Annotated in this window: 13 protein-coding genes and 1 riboswitch; of the genes, 8 read left to right on the forward strand and 5 right to left on the reverse strand. The window is 61.1% G+C overall.

All coding sequences use genetic code 11. The annotated features are described in order from the left end of the window. Positions 1–165 precede the first annotated feature (165 nt). On the reverse strand, positions 166–2454 hold the full coding sequence (locus tag AC2T4A_RS23715; RefSeq protein WP_486741953.1) for a fatty acid cis/trans isomerase: 2289 nt from the start codon (positions 2452–2454) through the stop codon (positions 166–168). A 171-nt stretch (positions 2455–2625) separates the two neighbouring features. Between AC2T4A_RS23715 and metH the strand changes: the two genes are divergently transcribed. The 8 genes from metH to AC2T4A_RS23755 all read left to right on the forward strand — a co-directional run bounded on the left by metH (position 2626) and on the right by AC2T4A_RS23755 (position 14686). Continuing rightward, on the forward strand, positions 2626–6318 hold the full coding sequence (metH, locus tag AC2T4A_RS23720; protein ID WP_486741954.1) for a methionine synthase: 3693 nt from the start codon (positions 2626–2628) through the stop codon (positions 6316–6318). Positions 6319–6882: 564 nt separating this feature from the next. Then, positions 6883–7032 carry a hypothetical protein gene (locus AC2T4A_RS23725; RefSeq protein WP_416746770.1) on the forward strand — a complete coding sequence of 50 codons (150 nt, stop codon included), beginning with the start codon at positions 6883–6885 and terminating at the stop codon, positions 7030–7032. A 209-nt stretch (positions 7033–7241) separates the two neighbouring features. Next, positions 7242–8444, forward strand: coding sequence for an HlyD family secretion protein (locus AC2T4A_RS23730; protein ID WP_416746768.1), 1203 nt, complete (start codon positions 7242–7244; stop codon positions 8442–8444). A gap of 2 nt (positions 8445–8446) precedes the next feature. Further along, positions 8447–10546 (forward strand): peptidase domain-containing ABC transporter, encoded by a 2100-nt coding sequence (locus tag AC2T4A_RS23735; RefSeq protein ID WP_486741955.1) that lies wholly within the window; start codon positions 8447–8449, stop codon positions 10544–10546. After that, complete coding sequence (locus tag AC2T4A_RS23740) at positions 10543–11856, forward strand: TolC family outer membrane protein (protein WP_486741956.1); 1314 nt, start codon at positions 10543–10545, stop codon at positions 11854–11856. Before AC2T4A_RS23735 ends, AC2T4A_RS23740 begins: the two co-directional genes overlap by 4 nt. A 133-nt stretch (positions 11857–11989) precedes the next feature. Beyond that, positions 11990–12763: a hypothetical protein gene (locus AC2T4A_RS23745; protein ID WP_486741957.1), complete on the forward strand. Its 774-nt coding sequence runs from the start codon at positions 11990–11992 to the stop codon at positions 12761–12763. A gap of 266 nt (positions 12764–13029) precedes the next feature. Continuing rightward, entirely contained in the window at positions 13030–14139 is a 1110-nt protein-coding gene (locus AC2T4A_RS23750; RefSeq protein ID WP_486741958.1) for a fimbrial protein, read from the forward strand. Positions 14140–14335: 196 nt separating this feature from the next. Further along, positions 14336–14686, forward strand: a complete 351-nt coding sequence (locus AC2T4A_RS23755) for a 50S ribosome-binding protein YggL (RefSeq protein WP_486741959.1) — start codon at positions 14336–14338, stop codon at positions 14684–14686. A gap of 67 nt (positions 14687–14753) precedes the next feature. Here the strand turns inward: AC2T4A_RS23755 and AC2T4A_RS23760 are convergent, their stop codons facing one another. The 4 genes from AC2T4A_RS23760 to AC2T4A_RS23775 all read right to left on the reverse strand — a co-directional run bounded on the left by AC2T4A_RS23760 (position 14754) and on the right by AC2T4A_RS23775 (position 16744). Beyond that, on the reverse strand, positions 14754–15113 hold the full coding sequence (locus AC2T4A_RS23760) for a hypothetical protein (RefSeq protein ID WP_024763315.1): 360 nt from the start codon (positions 15111–15113) through the stop codon (positions 14754–14756). A 70-nt stretch (positions 15114–15183) separates the two neighbouring features. Beyond that, positions 15184–15594, reverse strand: a complete 411-nt coding sequence (locus AC2T4A_RS23765) for a roadblock/LC7 domain-containing protein (RefSeq protein ID WP_416746756.1) — start codon at positions 15592–15594, stop codon at positions 15184–15186. Positions 15595–15626: 32 nt separating this feature from the next. Beyond that, complete coding sequence (locus AC2T4A_RS23770; RefSeq protein WP_416746755.1) at positions 15627–16157, reverse strand: GTP-binding protein; 531 nt, start codon at positions 16155–16157, stop codon at positions 15627–15629. Then, the gene (locus AC2T4A_RS23775; protein WP_486741961.1) at positions 16154–16744 is read right to left on the reverse strand and encodes a hypothetical protein; all 591 of its coding nucleotides are present in this window, start codon (positions 16742–16744) and stop codon (positions 16154–16156) included. Before AC2T4A_RS23775 ends, AC2T4A_RS23770 begins: the two co-directional genes overlap by 4 nt. A gap of 121 nt (positions 16745–16865) precedes the next feature. Next, a riboswitch (cyclic di-GMP riboswitch) is annotated at positions 16866–16953 on the reverse strand. Positions 16954–17007: the final 54 nt, after the last annotated feature.

The following is a 17007-nucleotide window of genomic DNA, read 5'->3' on the forward strand; positions in this document are numbered from 1 at the left end:
GTGGCGCCAGTTTACGCCATTGGGGGGTGAGGGATAAAGCCCTACCGTTTTAGTAGGAATAATTCGCAGCTGGGCAGCGTGGCTTTTCGCAGGAGCGAGCTTGCTCGCGAACCAACCCCCACAGTGGGGCGGTTCGCGAGCAAGCTCGCTCCTACATGACCTCGGTCACAGGTTCTCGTAGCGGTTCATGTCCAGCACGCCTGCCTCCACCGGCTCGGTTTCGCGCAGGTAGGCGTCCAGGTCGTGGAAGTAGAACCAGAACTGCGGGTGGCTGCGGCGGATGCCCCAGCGGTCGGCAACGCTCTCGAAGTCCTTCGCGTTCTTCACCTGCTCCAGCGCACTGACGAAATCAGGCACCTCGGTCGCTTTCAGGTTGAACATGAAGTTCGGATAGCTCGACAGCACGCCGGGGTAGATGGTCAGGGTATCCAGCCCCGGCTGGTATCGCAGCGACTCGCCCATCATGAAAGCGACGTTGCTGTGGGCACGATTGCGCAGCACGGTGTAGATCTCGCGCTGGCCGTCCGGCAGTTCCACACGCAGCATGGTCGCCTCGGGGAACTGGTCGATCACCGGCAGGCCGGCGGCCGGGCGGCTGACCAGCCGGCTGAAGGCCTGCTCGGCGCCCTGCAACGGCGCAGCCACGGTGTTGCGGTAGCAGGCGCCGTTTTCACACAGGTTGATCGGGTCGGGCCGTGCATTGAGCGCCACGTAGTGCTTGAGCAATTGCCTGGCGAAGGCCAGCTTGGCGCCCTTCTCCGGCAGGAACAGGCCGGTGGGCGCATCGCTGTCGGAGTTGTAGTAGTCGGCCCACATCTTCAACTTGCCGCTGCTCTGGTACCAGTCGTCAAGCAGCCTCTTGCGCTCGCCAACCGGCATCAGGCGCAGGAAGTTCTGCTCGGCGCCGTTGCGGATCAGGTCGAAATACAGCCGCGTCTGCGCCTGGTGGGCGACGTTGCCGAACACGTCGAAGTTCACCACCAGCCCATAGTAGGTGCGCTCCAGCAGCGGGTAGTCCATCCACCAGAGGGTCTGCGGCACGCCGCCGATCAGGCCCTTGCGCACCGAGGCGCTGTCGAACTGGCGGAAGATGCTCAGCACGGCGTTGTCGTTGCCGGCCCAGATGTCGGCCCAGGTCGGCGCCGGCGCCTCGTCGTAGACGTCCTGGCGCAGCTCCTCATATTGATTGCGCTTGTCGCGGTAGGAACGCCACTGCGACAGCATGGCGCCCACGTCATCGATCTGCCCCGGCAGCGCCAGCAGCGGCGAGGCCTGGCGCTGGAACTTCGGATCGGTGACATAGAGGTCGTGGTCCGGGTCCTGGAACACTGCCCAGAAGTTGTCGCGGATCACGTCGGTGGCGATCTGCCCGCGGCACACCGGCCCGCGGATGAAGGTGCGGACGAAATACTCGGCGTTATCCAGCATGAACTGATAGCGCGCCCGCGCCGGGATCGCCTCGAAGGTCACGAACGGGTTGGCGCGGTGCTGCAGGCCGTAACCGGGCACCTTGTCGGTAGTCCAGGCGGTGCCGTAGAACAGCTCCTGGTTGCGCTTGAGCCGCGCCTCGTTGAGCGGATAGGTGATGTGCGTCTTGTGCACGATCACACCCTGGATCGGCCAGAGGCGGTAGTAGAAGGTATTGCCCGGATCGTCGTTCGGCCGCCGCGTGGCGATGGGGTCGATGGGCTGGCCGCTGGGCGTGCGCGAGCGCACCAGCTGGAAGAAATGCCCCGGCTCGCCGCGCTCGGTGAAGTACAGGTGGGCGAGGAACAGGTGCTCGTAGATCCAACGCGACACCAGGCTCTGGCGGGCGCCCGGCTGGTTGAGGAAGCTTTCCCACTCGTCGATCTGCTGTGCTTCCCCGCTACCCGGCTGCCACGCCTGCTCGTCCACCGGCGCGCCCTGGGCGAGCCAGGTCTTGATGGTGGAGCGTTGCTTGTCGCTCAGGCCGGTGACGGCGAAGGGCATGCCGCTGCGCGGGTTCTTCGCGACGAAGTCGTCGATGCTGTCGGGCGTCGGGCACTGGTTGGTGCGGTAGATCGACAGGTCCAGCCCGCCGGGAATCTTCGCGTTGGGCACTAACGGATGCTCATGTCCCAGGTCGATCATCCGGGCCATCAGCGCAGCCTGGCTGCCGCGGCCGTCGAGCACCGACCAGAAATCCTTGCGCCGCCAGGCATCCGCGCCATGGGCGTCGAGGAACAGCCGGGTCGGGTCCTGAGCCTTGGTCCGCCCGCCGTCGTAGACCGGCAGCTTGTTCGCCCCGCGCTGGGCGCCTTCGGCGGCCGTCAGGTTGAGCTGGCACGGTGAGTCGTAGCAGGCGTGGCAGGCCACGCATTTCTCGGTGAAGATCAGCTGGATGTCCTTGGTGTAGGACAGCCCTCCCGCCTGGGCCAGGGCCGAAAACGTCAGGGATGCGATGAGCAACGTGAAACGGGCTCGCAGGGACATGAAGGACTCCGGACATCAGGATGGAGCGGATTCTAGCGGGAGTGCCGCTGTAATGCGCTCCAACCAAAGACTGAACATGAACAATCCTCATGTAAAACCCGAGACGGTCAAATTTCCTGCAGGTTTGATATCATCAGCGACCTTTCGTCACGCCCTTTTCCAGGTATCCCAATGATCGACCGTGCCGCACGCCTGCAAGCCCTTCAGCAAGCCCTCAAGGAGCGCATCCTGATCCTCGACGGCGGCATGGGCACCATGATCCAGAGCTACAAGCTGCAGGAAGAGGACTACCGTGGCGCGCGCTTCGCCGACTGGCCGAGCGACGTGAAGGGCAACAACGACCTGTTGCTGCTCAGCCGCCCGGACGTCATCCAGGCTATCGAGAAGGCCTATCTCGATGCCGGCGCCGACATCCTCGAGACCAATACCTTCAACGCCACCCGCGTGTCCCAGGCCGACTACGACATGCAGGAACTGGCCTACGAGATGAACGTGGAAGGCGCGCGCCTGGCCCGTGAAGTGGCTGACGCCAAGACCGCCGAAACCCCGGACCGCCCGCGCTTCGTCGCCGGCGTCCTCGGCCCGACCAGCCGCACCTGCTCGATCTCTCCGGACGTCAACGACCCCGGCTTCCGCAACGTCACCTTCGACGAACTGGTGGAGAACTACAGCGAATCCACCCGTGGCCTGATCGAGGGCGGCGCGGACCTGATCCTGATCGAGACCATCTTCGACACCCTCAACGCCAAGGCCGCGATCTTCGCCGTGCAGGGCGTCTATGAAGAACTGGGCGTCGAGCTGCCGATCATGATCTCCGGCACCATCACCGACGCCTCCGGCCGCACCCTGTCGGGCCAGACCACCGAAGCCTTCTGGAACTCGGTGCGCCACGCCAACCCGATCTCCGTCGGCCTGAACTGCGCCCTGGGCGCCAAAGAGCTGCGCCCCTACCTGGAAGAACTGGCGACCAAGGCCGGTACCCACGTCTCCGCCCACCCCAACGCCGGCCTGCCGAATGCCTTCGGCGAGTACGACGAGACCCCGGCGCAGATGGCGGTGGTGGTCGAGGAGTTCGCCGCTTCGGGCTTCCTCAACATCATCGGCGGCTGCTGTGGCACCACGCCGGGCCACATCGAAGCCATCGCCAAGGCCGTGGCCAAGTACGCGCCGCGTACCATTCCGGAAATCCCCCGCGCCTGCCGCCTGTCCGGCCTTGAGCCGTTCACCATCGACCGCAACTCGCTGTTCGTGAACGTCGGTGAGCGCACCAACATCACCGGCTCGGCCAAGTTCGCCCGCCTGATTCGCGAGGAAAACTACGCCGAAGCGCTGGAAGTCGCGCAGCAGCAGGTGGAAGCCGGCGCCCAGGTGATCGACATCAACATGGACGAGGGCATGCTCGACTCCAAGGCGGCCATGGTGAAGTTCCTCAACCTGATCGCCTCCGAGCCGGACATTTCCCGCGTGCCGATCATGATCGACTCCTCCAAGTGGGAAGTGATCGAAGCCGGCCTGAAATGCATTCAGGGCAAGGGCATCGTCAACTCCATCTCCATGAAGGAAGGCGTCGAGCAGTTCAAGCACCACGCCCGCCTGTGCAAGCGCTACGGCGCCGCCGTGGTGGTAATGGCCTTCGACGAAGCCGGCCAGGCCGACACCCAGGCGCGCAAGGAAGAAATCTGCCAGCGCTCCTACGACATCCTGGTCAACGAAGTGGGCTTCCCGCCGGAAGACATCATCTTCGACCCGAACATCTTCGCGGTCGCCACCGGCATCGAGGAGCACAATAACTACGCGGTCGACTTCATCGAGGCCTGCGCGTACATCCGTGACAACCTCCCCTACGCCCTGACCTCCGGCGGCGTATCGAACGTATCGTTCTCGTTCCGCGGCAACAACCCGGTGCGCGAGGCGATCCATTCGGTGTTCCTCTACTACGCGATCCAGAACGGCCTGACGATGGGCATCGTCAACGCCGGCCAGCTGGAGATCTACGACGAGATCCCGCAGGAACTGCGTGACAAGGTCGAGGACGTGGTGCTCAACCGCAGCCCGGATGCAACCGAAGCGCTGCTGGCCATCGCCGATAACTACAAGTGCGGCGGCGCCACCAAGGAAGTCGAGAACGAGGAATGGCGCAGCCATAGCGTCGAGAAGCGCCTGGAACATGCCCTGGTCAAAGGCATCACCACCTGGATCGTCGAGGACACCGAGGAGTGCCGGCAGAAGTGCGCGCGCCCCATCGAGGTCATTGAGGGCCCGCTGATGTCCGGCATGAACGTGGTCGGCGACCTGTTCGGCGCCGGCAAGATGTTCCTCCCGCAGGTGGTGAAATCCGCCCGTGTGATGAAGCAGGCGGTGGCCCACCTGATTCCCTTCATCGAAGCGGAAAAAGGCGACAAGCCTGAGGCCAAGGGCAAGATCCTCATGGCCACCGTGAAGGGCGATGTGCACGACATCGGCAAGAACATCGTCGGCGTGGTGCTGGGCTGCAACGGCTATGACATCGTCGACCTCGGCGTGATGGTCCCGGCGGAGAAGATCCTGCAGACCGCCCGCGAGCAGAAGTGCGACATCATCGGCCTGTCCGGCCTGATCACCCCGTCGCTGGACGAGATGGTCCACGTGGCCAAGGAGATGCAGCGGCAGAATTTCCACCTGCCCCTGCTGATCGGTGGCGCCACCACTTCCAAGGCGCACACGGCAGTGAAGATCGACCCGCAGTACAGCAACGACGCCGTGGTCTACGTCACCGACGCCTCCCGCGCGGTGGGGGTGGCAACCACCCTGCTGTCCAAGGAAATGAAGCCCGAGTACGCCCGCAAGCTGCGCGAGGAATACGCCGAAGTGCGCGAGCGCACCGCCAACCGCAGCGCCCGCACCGAGCGCCTGACCTACGAGCAGGCCATCGCCGCCAAGCCGCAGTTCGACTGGGCCGGTTACCAGCCGCCGGTGCCGAGCTTTACCGGCGTCAAGGTGCTGGATGACATCGATCTGAACGTGCTGGCCGAGTACATCGACTGGACGCCCTTCTTCATCTCCTGGGACCTGGCCGGCAAGTATCCGCGCATCCTCACCGACGAAGTCGTGGGCGAGGCAGCCACCAGCCTGTTCAACGACGCCCAGGCGATGCTGAAGAAGCTGATCGACGAGAAACTGATCAAGTCCCGCGCGGTACTGGGCTTCTGGCCGGCCAACCAGGTGCATCACGACGACCTGGAAGTCTACGGCGACGACGGCCACAAGCTGGCCACCTTGCACCACCTGCGCCAGCAGACCATCAAGCCCGACGGCAAGCCGAACTTCAGCCTGGCCGACTTCGTCGCGCCCAAGGACAGCGGCGTGAAGGACTACGTCGGCGGCTTCATCACCACCGCCGGCATCGGCGCCGAGGAAGTGGCCAAGGCCTACGAGGCCCAAGGCGATGACTACAGCGCGATCATGGTCAAGGCCCTCGCCGACCGCCTCGCCGAAGCCTGCGCCGAGTGGCTGCACGAGCGTGTGCGTAAGGAATACTGGGGCTACCAGCCCGAGGAGCACCTGGACAACGAGGCGCTGATCAAGGAGCAATACGTCGGCATCCGCCCGGCGCCCGGCTACCCGGCCTGCCCGGACCACACCGAGAAAGGCACGCTGTTCAAACTGCTCGACCCGAAAGGTCTGTCCGGCGTAACCCTGACCGAGCACTACGCCATGTTCCCCGCCGCCGCCGTCAGCGGCTGGTACTTCGCCCATCCGCAGGCCCAGTACTTCGCCGTCGGCAAGCTCGACAAGGACCAGATAGAACGCTACAGCGCGCGCAAGGACCAGGAGATCAGCACCAGCGAACGCTGGCTGTCACCAAACCTGGGCTACGATAGCTGAATCCGCCTTGATAAATGTCTACCGTGAAATTCCCGGTAGACATTTATTACATCCAGATAATTGTTCCTCCGCTTCATTCGTTCTTTTCGATTTGATTCACCGTTCTCTCCGAGCTACTTCACTCGTCAATATTGCGCATGGAATGCCATGGGTCTTCTGCCCCCAGACGGCCATATATGAATTGGTTATTCCTCATTACCGAAAACTCCCCTCAGTAAATTCTGGCGCACCAGAAGCTTCTTACAGAATTCGCAACTACTTCGCTATTGCGGACACCCCGCCAAAAAAAGATCATATCCCCAACCCCTCTTGCAGCAATTTTCAATTCAGGAAACCTCCTGCTAATCGCACTGCAGCGCATTGATTTATCAAGCACCGACCCTGCACATTCGAACCTGAACTTAAACTGCGAGAAATTGGAACACCTCATTAAACGTTCAACCATGCAAACAGCATATCCGATACGTTTATCAAAGCTTTTGGCACTCAATTCAGTGACGTCCACAAAGAGCAACACCGCAACATATGCTTTACCTCTAAACCCGCTATTTCAGGGAACTGAAAATGAAAAAAGTAAATCGCGATGATCTGATCAAGTCCGAACTGGCAGGCGGCTGCTGCAAGAGCAAGAAGAAATGCACTCCATGCCCGACCCCGGTTCCGCCGGTAGACGGCGGCGGCAGCGCCGGCGGCGGCGGCAACATCGCTCCATAATTCAGCATCTTGCTTTGCTAACACTCATTTGATCGCTGTCGCCCCGACTTCCAGTCGTCGGCACGCATGAGATTGGATTAGCGAGCAGATACGGCTGAAAAACGCTGCCCGGCAGTTAAATGCCGGGCAGCGTTTTGTGCTTTGGAAAACGGGATTGGATTTCCGGCAATTAAAACCAAGCCCCTGAGCAATACATAAAGGTCGAAAGTTTGAGTATCCAAGCAGAAAAACTGCCGCGTTTCACCGACATATCCTGGCGATGGATTACCTATTTCACGTCGGCAATCGTTGCGCTCAGCATTATCTTCGGCTTTTTCCAGGAGATTGAACTCAAACGCGATGTTCCCTGTGAAATCGTATCCCCTTCCGAGATCAAGGTCGGTGGCCTCACGGGATTGGTGACAGCCGTTCAGGTTCACTCCGGGCAAACTGTCAGCCAGGGTCAACCGCTGTTCACACTGGCCAGGGACTTGAACCTTTCAAGCGACGGCACTCCCCGTGCAACATTCGACGAGACGATGCGTGACGAACAGATTGCTACCGTTCGGCGCCAGCATGACGACCGTATCGCGACCCTCGCCGCCCGCATTCAGTCCAATGAATTCAGCGAAGCAGCCCGGCGTCTGGAATTGCGCGCCATCGAGCAGCAACAACAACGTACCCGGCAGATGGCTGCGGATGCCCGCGGCACCCTCGATCGCATCCAGGGCATGGCCGATTATGTGACGGCTGATCGCGTCGACCAGGCGCGGCTGCAGGCCAACCAGAGCGCCGCCGAAGTAGCCCAGGGCGACGCCAGGCGGCAGTCGCTGATGAGTGAAATAGCCACGCTTCGCGGCAACCAGCATGAACTGGCAGCCCAGCAGCGTGAAGCCGACTCTCAGTTGCTCCGTGATGAGCAGGACATTCGCCTGCGCTACGAATCCTCCCGCCAGAACACCACCATTTTCGCTCCCCATGAAGGCGTTATCACGTTCTCGGGTCTGGTTGCCGGGCATTCGCTTCAGGCGGAAGACATTGCCCTGGTCATCCATACCGGATCTACGCGCCCACTGGTCGCGGCACTGAACATTCCGTCCCGCCAACGCGGGTTCGTCAAGGAAGGCCAACTCGTCCGCATCAAGCTCGATGCCTTCCCATACGCCCGCTTCGGCGCCTTGCAAGCCCGTATCGAATCGATTTCCGATACCACGATGAGCAAGACCGACAACCCCTCCACGGCCAACGCAACCAAAGTCGTGGAATCCAACAACTACATGGCGTGGGCGGCGCTGGCCAGTGACACCTTCGGCGCATCTCCAGAGCCACTGCGCGCCCTCCCTGGCATGCAGGGTACCGCCAGCGTCGTCGTTGAGCGACGCACCATCGCAGAGTGGGTGCTTGAGCCTCTCTTCCAGATTATCCGAGGCTGATTGTGCGGGTCATATACCAGAACGAAGTCGCCGACTGCGGCTATGCCTGCCTGGCAATGGTGCTGACTCACCTGGGCCGGGCGACAGAGGTGCGGGAAATTTCCGCGCATTGCCCCATTTCCTCCCACGGCCTGACGTTGATGGATTTGTACGACGTGGCCACCGATTTCGGCCTCGCCGTCCAGGCATTCCAATTCGATGCGGACGACCTTCGCTCGATCAAGCCCGGCTCCATACTGCACTTTGGCGGCGCCCATTTCGTGGTATTCGAGAAATACCGTCGAGGCCACGTCGTGGTGATCGACCCGGCCTCGGGTCGTCGTCGCCTCTCCCTGGACATGTTCCTGGCGAACGTGTCCGGCTTCCTGCTCGAATGCGCCCCGACGCCCCAGCTTCCACGCATACGCGCGCACTCGCCAGTACCCGGCGCACTCGCGCGCGTGCGCAGTTTGAACCCCCAACTGCGAAGCCAGATCATCAAGTTGATGTTCATCGCGATTGGCAGCCAGTTCGCGATACTGGCCATGCCCTATTTCGGCAACCTGGTGCTCGACCATGTGGTGACGAGCGACAACCGCAACCTGCTGCACATTCTGGCCGTGACGTTCGCCAGCATCTTCGCCATCGGCACCTTCAGCCGCTTCGTGCAGCAGTATCTGACGGCCCTGGCCGGCGCCCTGGTCAGCGTCAACGTCACCCAGGGACTGGTGGGAAAGCTGTTGAGCAATCCCATTTCCTACTTCGAGAAACGCAATGTGGGTGACCTGTTCGCCCGTGTGAAATCCCAGGACGAGATCAACACCTATACCGTGCAAACGGCTATCTCGCTGCGGATCGACCTGGTCGTCGCAGTCGTCGCCATCGCCTTGATGCTGATGCAAAGCGCGCTGCTTGCTTGCGTTGCGCTGAGCATCTTCGCCGTCTACCTGGGTACGGCGTTCGCGCTTTACGTGCCGATGCGCGATGCACACATGCTGGTCCTGGAGCGCTCGGCGCAATGCGACGACACCATGATCGAGACCATTCGTGGCGCTTCGCTGATCAAACTGGCTTGCGGTGAAATCCGTCGCACGGCCATCTTCATGTCAAAGTTCCGAGCCAACGCGGCGGCCACGCTTTACAGCGCCAAGCTGGCTGCGGCCCGCGATGCCGTGTTGAAGCTGGTGGAGTACACCGACCTGCTCGCTATCACCTGGCTGGCCAGTGGGCTGATGCTCGACGGCAAGGTATCGGTGGGCGTGTTCTACTCGTTCATGATCTACAAGTCGCTCGCTTCCGAACGCCTGGCCAACTCGATCAACGCCTTGTTTGGTCGATTCATGCTGAGCGTTCCCGTGCAGCGGGTTGCCGATATCGTGGAGCACGAATCGGAACACTATGCCGCCACCGACCCCAAGGCCCGCTCGACGCTACTGCAGCGCTTCGACTCGATACAGGTGCGCGATCTCTCATTCAGCTACGGACTGTCGGATCGCGAGGTGCTGTCCGGAGTGAACCTGGTGATACGGCGGGGCGACAAAATCGCCATAGTCGGTCCGTCCGGAGTGGGGAAATCCACCCTGTTCAAGATGCTTTGCGCAGCCGAACCGCTTCAGCACGGCGATCTTCGTCTGAATGAGGTGAGCTATGCCAACCTCGCCGTCAATGAAATCCGCCAGCACATGACGCAGATGCGCCAAGGCGATCTGATTCTCAATGGCAGTATCGCCGACAACATTTCCCTGTTCAGCGCCAATGCCGATCACAACCGTATCAACCAGCTCCTCAAGGACGTCGGGTTGCTGGCGGATGTCATGCAGTTACCCATGCGGACACAAACGGTGATCAGCGATTCGATCGCCAATATATCCGCCGGTCAGCGCCAACGCCTGCTACTGGCTCGGGCGCTCTATCAGGATGCGGAACTGCTGCTGCTTGATGAACCCACCTCCAACCTCGATCCGCAATCAGTCGGGCAGATCGCCGACCTGCTGTTGAGCCTGGAGCGGACACTCATTGTCATCACTCATGACCACTCCCTCGCCTCGCGATTTGATTGCAGCTTCCAGTTGCTCGACGGACGCCTCCTTGCGCGCGAGTCGCGCCAGAGATCCCACGTATGAGGCCGGGCGTCTTACACAAGGTGCTGGGACTGAGCCTGCTGCTGATGCCCTGGCAGGCACCAGCCGGCGAGATGTTGTCCGCGGTCAGGGACGCGCTGGCTCATGACGCCGAACTGGCGGCCTCCGGCAGCGAGCTGGACATGGCCCGCCAGGAGATTCCCAAGGCCAGAGCCGCCCTGCTGCCGCGGCTGGACGGCGGATGGGGAAGAACCTACAACCGCCAGCAAACGGATAACGCTCCCACAATGAGCTACTGGCAGAACGGTTGGATGATCACGCTCAATCAGCCCGTGTTCGATTGGGAGCGTTGGGTAGATCTCAAGCAGGCGGGAATGTCGAGCACTTTGGCGGAGCTCGAATTCGCCAGCGCCAGGCAAGACCTGATGCTGCGCAGCGCGACTGCCTACATGGACATGCTCGTGGCGTCGCAAAGAGTGTCCCGTGCCGCCGACTATCTGCGCGCGGTGTCGGAGCAGCGCGCCTTGGCATTGAGACTACAGGCCGGCGGCGAAGCGACGGTCATCGACGTGCAGGAGGCCACCTCGCGCCTGAGCGAGGCACAACTGCAACTACAGGATGCGGAGCGCGAATTGGACTCCAGTCGTAGCGCCGTGGCGACGCTGATTGGGCGAGACATCGAACCGCCCAGAACACTGCCTGCGGGCAAGCCCAAGCTCTGGCTGAGGGCATCCGAGGTCGACCGCTGGGTGCGTCAAGCGCAATCCCACAGCTTCCCCGTCCAGCTCGCTCAACTGCAGGCCCGCATAGCCGATGGCGAGGTGGAGAAAGCCCGCGCGCAGCGTTATCCCGTGGTCAATTTGAGCGCCAGTCACTCCCCCTCGGGCGCCGCTTCAGGCTACTCGGAACCCACCACGACCAACACCGCCATGCTGACCATTTCCGCACCGATCTTTACCGGCGGAGAGAATCGGGCGCGGATTCGCCAAGCCTCCGCTGGTGAAGAGAAAGCGCAGAACACCCTGTTGGCGGCCACCCGCAAATCAGGTGCGGATGCACGCGAGTGGTACCAACGCTTCAACTGGGCACGAGACCGCAGCACCGCGCTGGAAGACATCATCCGTGGCAATCAGGCCGCACTGGAGTCCACCCGAATGGGCTTCAAGGTTGGCAGCCGGACCAACCTGGACGTGCTGAGGGCTCAGGAAGCGGTCTTCACCAGCCGCTCGGAGCAGACCAAGGCGGTCTATGACATGCTTTCCGCCTTTTTGGCGCTCAAAGCCGAAATCGCCGGGCTGACCCTGGACGACATTCAGATTATCGACAGCTGGTTGAGCGCCCATGACCAATAGGCGCGAGGGTATAAGACTCAGATGGCGCGATCAGGTCCTGCTCAGAATGCCGGCCGGTTGGCTGGAGCCACTGGCAGTCACGTTATGGACCTGCCGAAGCCTGTTCAATTCCGGCGTTCGCTGGGATGGTCGGTTGCGTTACGAATGGGGGCGCGACAGCGAATGCCTGACTCAGGGCAATGTCTGGCGCACCATGGCCAGCGGTGAGTTGGAGACCCTGATTGACCGGCGCATGCATTTAGGTCGCTTGTCGGGGCTCGGCGGCTATTGTCCGGAGCTGGAGGCCACCGCTCAGGAATTGGCCGACACGGTTGCTGCAGTTCGCCATGACAACCCCAAGCGGCCGATTATCATCTCGCCTTTTCACTACGTATCCGAATACGCCAACATCTATGTAGTCGACGCGCTACGGGCGAAACTGAACATGGCCGAGTTGGCGGTAGTGTCAGGCAGCCCGCGCCAGGCTTATGGAAATCGGGAGGATATATTGATTCCCGGTTTGCGACTGCTGCACACCTACGATGAGGAAAAACGCTCGGCGTTAGGCCTGCGGCTGATGCGTGCACTACGACAGGAAAAGATAGCCGTCCTTTTCAGCGATGTACCGCCTTATATGATGCAGCGCTTCCCGATGGAAACGGTGGAAGTGTCCATCCAGGGTCGGCCGGCACGTTTACACCGCGGCGTATTTACCATCGGCAGCCACGCCGATGCCTTGCTGGTGAACTTCTATTTGACCTTTTCAAAGGGCCATTTCGGCCACCGGATTTTCCCGCCTGTAGAACTAGCATGGGAAAATGCACCACAGCAGGTGGCAAACCATATCGAACTGGCCTATCACGCTGCGTATCCGAACTGGATTCTCGCCGACCATCCATCCCGCTACGGCTTCTCACCAACTAAATAAAAGCCGCCAAATTTCTGAAATTAACATTAATCCGGCAGCGGCTGACAGGAAATAAGCCCCACCAATAGTTAGCCCTACAGAACTTTCCGGCACTCGCCCTACCACTGTTAGAATATCCTCTATTTCGCGAGAAAACCTCCTAACCTTTAGCAGCCCAATCGGACAGAACTATTTTTCGCACTCTGCATTAATACGATACTTGCCAGCAACACCACCTTTCGACGGCTAGTTGCCCGTATCTTTTAATCCCACAGAGGCTCGAAAACATGATCCGAAAGATGACGCTCGAGCGGCTACTGAAGCTGATTCGCGTTGCAGGTGTATTGACCATCCCGCTGTGCAGCCCATATTCCATGGCTGCATTCAACTGCAACTTCAATGGAACGGGTGTTGAAACCTTCAACTTCCCCAGTCCAATTTCGGTCCCCAGAGATAACACGTCCGCTTTAGTCCCGCTTTCTGGGTGGGTCATGGGGGCGGCCACCCAAAATACTTACACCTGCACAGCCAGTAATAATACTCAGGTTGGCATCGGCCTGAAATTCCCGACTTTCAGCCAAGCCGGTTCTTACAGCGAGAACGGCATAACTTATAAAGTTCTTCAAACCGCAACACCTGGCGTGGGAATCATTTACGGATTGCGCTACTACACCACTGGCCCAGGCTGTGAGGGGGCGATTGATGGCTCTGCCGGCATGCAAGGCTGGTATCCCTGGGTGGCCGCGTCCGGAACGATCCCCTACAGCAACCGTTACTGCTATACCAGTGGCACCGGGGAATACACCTTCGGCATGCAAGTACAGGCGCGGTTGATCAAAACAGGCAAGATCGCCGCCGGCATGTTGCAAGGTTTCACCCTGACCAACACGGCGCTACAGGTGGATGGCGCGTACTCCACCGGGACAGGTAGCACCAACTACAATATTGGCAGCGTGCAGTTTCAGGCATTGGGTTGCAGCGCCGAGGGCGGCAATATCACGTTGCCCACCATCAATAAATCGGTGTTCGCCTCAGCTACCAGCGTACAGACGACCCCTTTCCAGTTCGTACTACGGAACTGCCCTGCAGGCATGAACGCCATCCAATACCAGTTGGACTCCATCATGCCGGTCATCAGCGCAACCGACGGCACCTTCCAGAACGCCTCCGGGGCGGATATGGCCAAGGGGGTAGGCCTGCGCATCACCAATGAGACCAACACCGCGCCCATTCGCTTAGGCGACTCCAGTTATGTGGTGTCCGACTACAGTCCTGCCGCGGGGAATTCGAGCCTGCCCATCAAGATGAACGTGTCGTACTTCCGCACCGGCACTGCCGCACAAGTGTTGGGTGGAAAGGTTAGTGGCACGGCGCAGCTGACGGTTTTTTATCTTTAGCGGCTGCGATACCGAAAAAGGCACCTGCAGGTGCCTTTTGCTGGATGACGGGGTCTCCCGAGTGAGAATTGAACAGCGCCATGCAGCATTGTTGTGGGGATGAACTGGCTCCAAGGCCAGGAGTGGTATCATGGCCGGCTGGCGATTGCCGGATCCAGGTCGCCAAGCCTGGTTAGCGCTTCTCAAGGAGACATCGATGAAATACCTCACCCCCGAACAAATGGCCAAGCCGCGCAAGCGCCGCCTGCTGAAAAAACTGCGCCTGGGCGAGTTCCAGGAGTTCGGCTTCAGCCTGGAAGTGAACTACAGCGGCGACCTGGACGACGTGCTTGACCAGTGGATCGCTTTCGTCGAGTCCGAGGGCAGGGTCTTCGTCGGCGGCGCCACTGAAGACGGTGAATTCACAGGCTACCTGTGCCTGAACGCCGTTGGCAGCCTGACCGAAGCCGATCGCGAAACCACTCGCCTGTGGCTGGAGAAACAGTCCTGGGCGAAGTCCTTCGAGCTGGGCGAATTGAGCGACTGCTGGCACGGCCTGTTCGAGTAATACCCGCACAAATAGAAACGTGGGCAAGCCTCCCAGGCTGGCCCACGATTTCGCCCCGACGTATTCGTCAGATAGCCATCTGACCCTCTACCTCCTGCAGCTTGCGTCGAGCCAGCGCCAGGTTGGCCTTCACCTTGTCCAGCACGTAGTACATGAACACGCCTTCGTGCTTCGCCATCGGGCGGATGATGTGGTACTGGCGGCCGAGGGTGATGAGGATGTCCTCGATTACGTCGTTGAGCGCCAGGGACTTCATGGTCTTGAGCTTGGCACGGACCACTTCTGTGTTACCCGCCGCGGCCAGTTCTAGATCCACGCCACCCCCCGCCTGTCCGAGCAGCATGCCGCTCTTGGCATCCACCACGGCCGACGCCAAGGCACCATCCAGGTTCAGCAGTTCGTCCAGCGATTGTTGCAGTGCTGCCATAGCGATAACTCCTTGAGTGCGCGTCCTGTTATCGGGCTCCGCAGCCGCGCGCGCCGCGAAGCCTGTTGTCTCAGCCGGCCAGCGACAGATCTGCCAACCGTGTTGCGGTTCGCTTTGCCTGGTAGAGCACCTGCCCCAGCATCTCCTCGCGGTCGGCAACCAGGTTGAGGATCATCGGGTGGCTCGGGTGCGGGATGTCGACGATGACGATGTAGCCTTCGCTCGCCTCGACTATCACGTTCTGGTGCGGCCCGACTTCGCTCTCCTGGCCAACCATGGCGCCGAGAGCAGAGATCGAGCAGGCCATCGCTGCCAGCTTGGAAACCTCCAGCCCCTTGCCGGCGCGGGAGGCCACTTCGAAACCATCGGTGGTGGCAATTACCGCCGCGCTCAGCCTGCCCAGGCTGGCGCCGAGTTCGTCCAGCGCCAGTTCGGCGTCGTGACGCAGTCGTTCCGGCAGGCTCGTCAGGGCATGTTCCATGGTCGACTCCAATCTGTGGCGAACTTCAGGCCTCAGGCCGCCGTGCATTCCAGTTGCAGCAGGAGCAGATCGAGCAGTAGACGCACCTGCTCCGCTTCGCGCACGTCCACTTCCACCACCGGGAAGCTGTGCCCGGTTTGCGCCAGGGCGGCGGCGTAGTCGTCCAGGCCGGGACTGGGATTGCCCGGTAGTCGGCCGACGCCGATTACGCAGGGCGCGCTGGCGATGCAATCGGCAAATCCGTCCAGGTAAACCCGCAAGTCGCCCAGCGGATCGGGGCGCGAGTTGTCGATGAGGATCACCAGTCCCAGCGCTCCGCGTGCGAGAATCCCCCACATGAAGGCGAAGCGTGCCTGGCCGGGAGTGCCGTAGAGGCGCAGGCGCTCGTCCGGGCCGAGCACCACTTCGCCGTAATCCAGGCCGACAGTCGTGCGCGCCTTGTCCAGGCTGGGGTCGTTGTTCTGCACATCGGTGCTGACCGGTTCGATATCGCTGATGGCGGCGATGGCGGTGGTCTTGCCGGCACCCATGGTGCCGGTGAAGAGGATCTTGTATTCCCTCATCGGCCGTCCTCCGCAGCACTGCCCAGACCAAGGTGGCGACGGATGCGAGCCAGCAGGCCGACGGGTGCGGTGGTTTGCGACGGAGATACTACCGGAGCCTCACTGCGTTGAAGCATTTCCTGGGTGGCCATTACACGGACGAAATTTTCCGCCACCTGATGCGGAACGCCGGAACGCTCGCACAACTCATCCAGGCTCATGGCTCGAGCGCAGAGCAGCGTGGCCAGTCGCACGTAGCGATGATCACCCTTGAGCAGAGAGGCCGCCGGCCAGTGCTTCAGACGCAAGGCATCGCCGGGAATCTCCATTGGCCGATGGCCAATGGCACGGGCCGCACGCTCCAGACAGTCGAAGACTTCGCTGGCGCGCAGCGGCCAGTGCACCCAGAAGGGTTCGCCCTCGGCGGTGCGCAATTGCACACGTGGCTCCCCCTCCTCGCCCTCCACCAGCAGGTCGGCCGGACCTTCGACATAGGCCCAGTGCGCCAGTGTTCGGCCGCTGAGCAAACCGACAATGGACTTGAACACCACCTGATCTCGCAGTGCCATCCGGGCGAACCCGTAGGTGTACTGAACTGGCTGATTCATCGGCGCGCTCCCTTGGGCCAACAAACACCATCAACCTGCACGGGTTGATCAGGAGGCTCACCGGGACGTTGGGGGATGCCGAGCACAAGCTCGCAGAGGGCACGGACGAACGTCCGGCCTGCTTGGCAACCCCGCGGTCATGGCCCTTGCGGGCTGTAGATCGGTGGCTTTGCGTCCCTGGCTTTCGCACAGGTTTGCCCTGGTCAATTGAGTCTCAGCGTAGTACGTCGCTTTCATTCGCCAAGGCGAAAAAACGTGACACG

It is taken from the genome of Pseudomonas sp. PVC-3-1 (assembly GCF_057444315.1).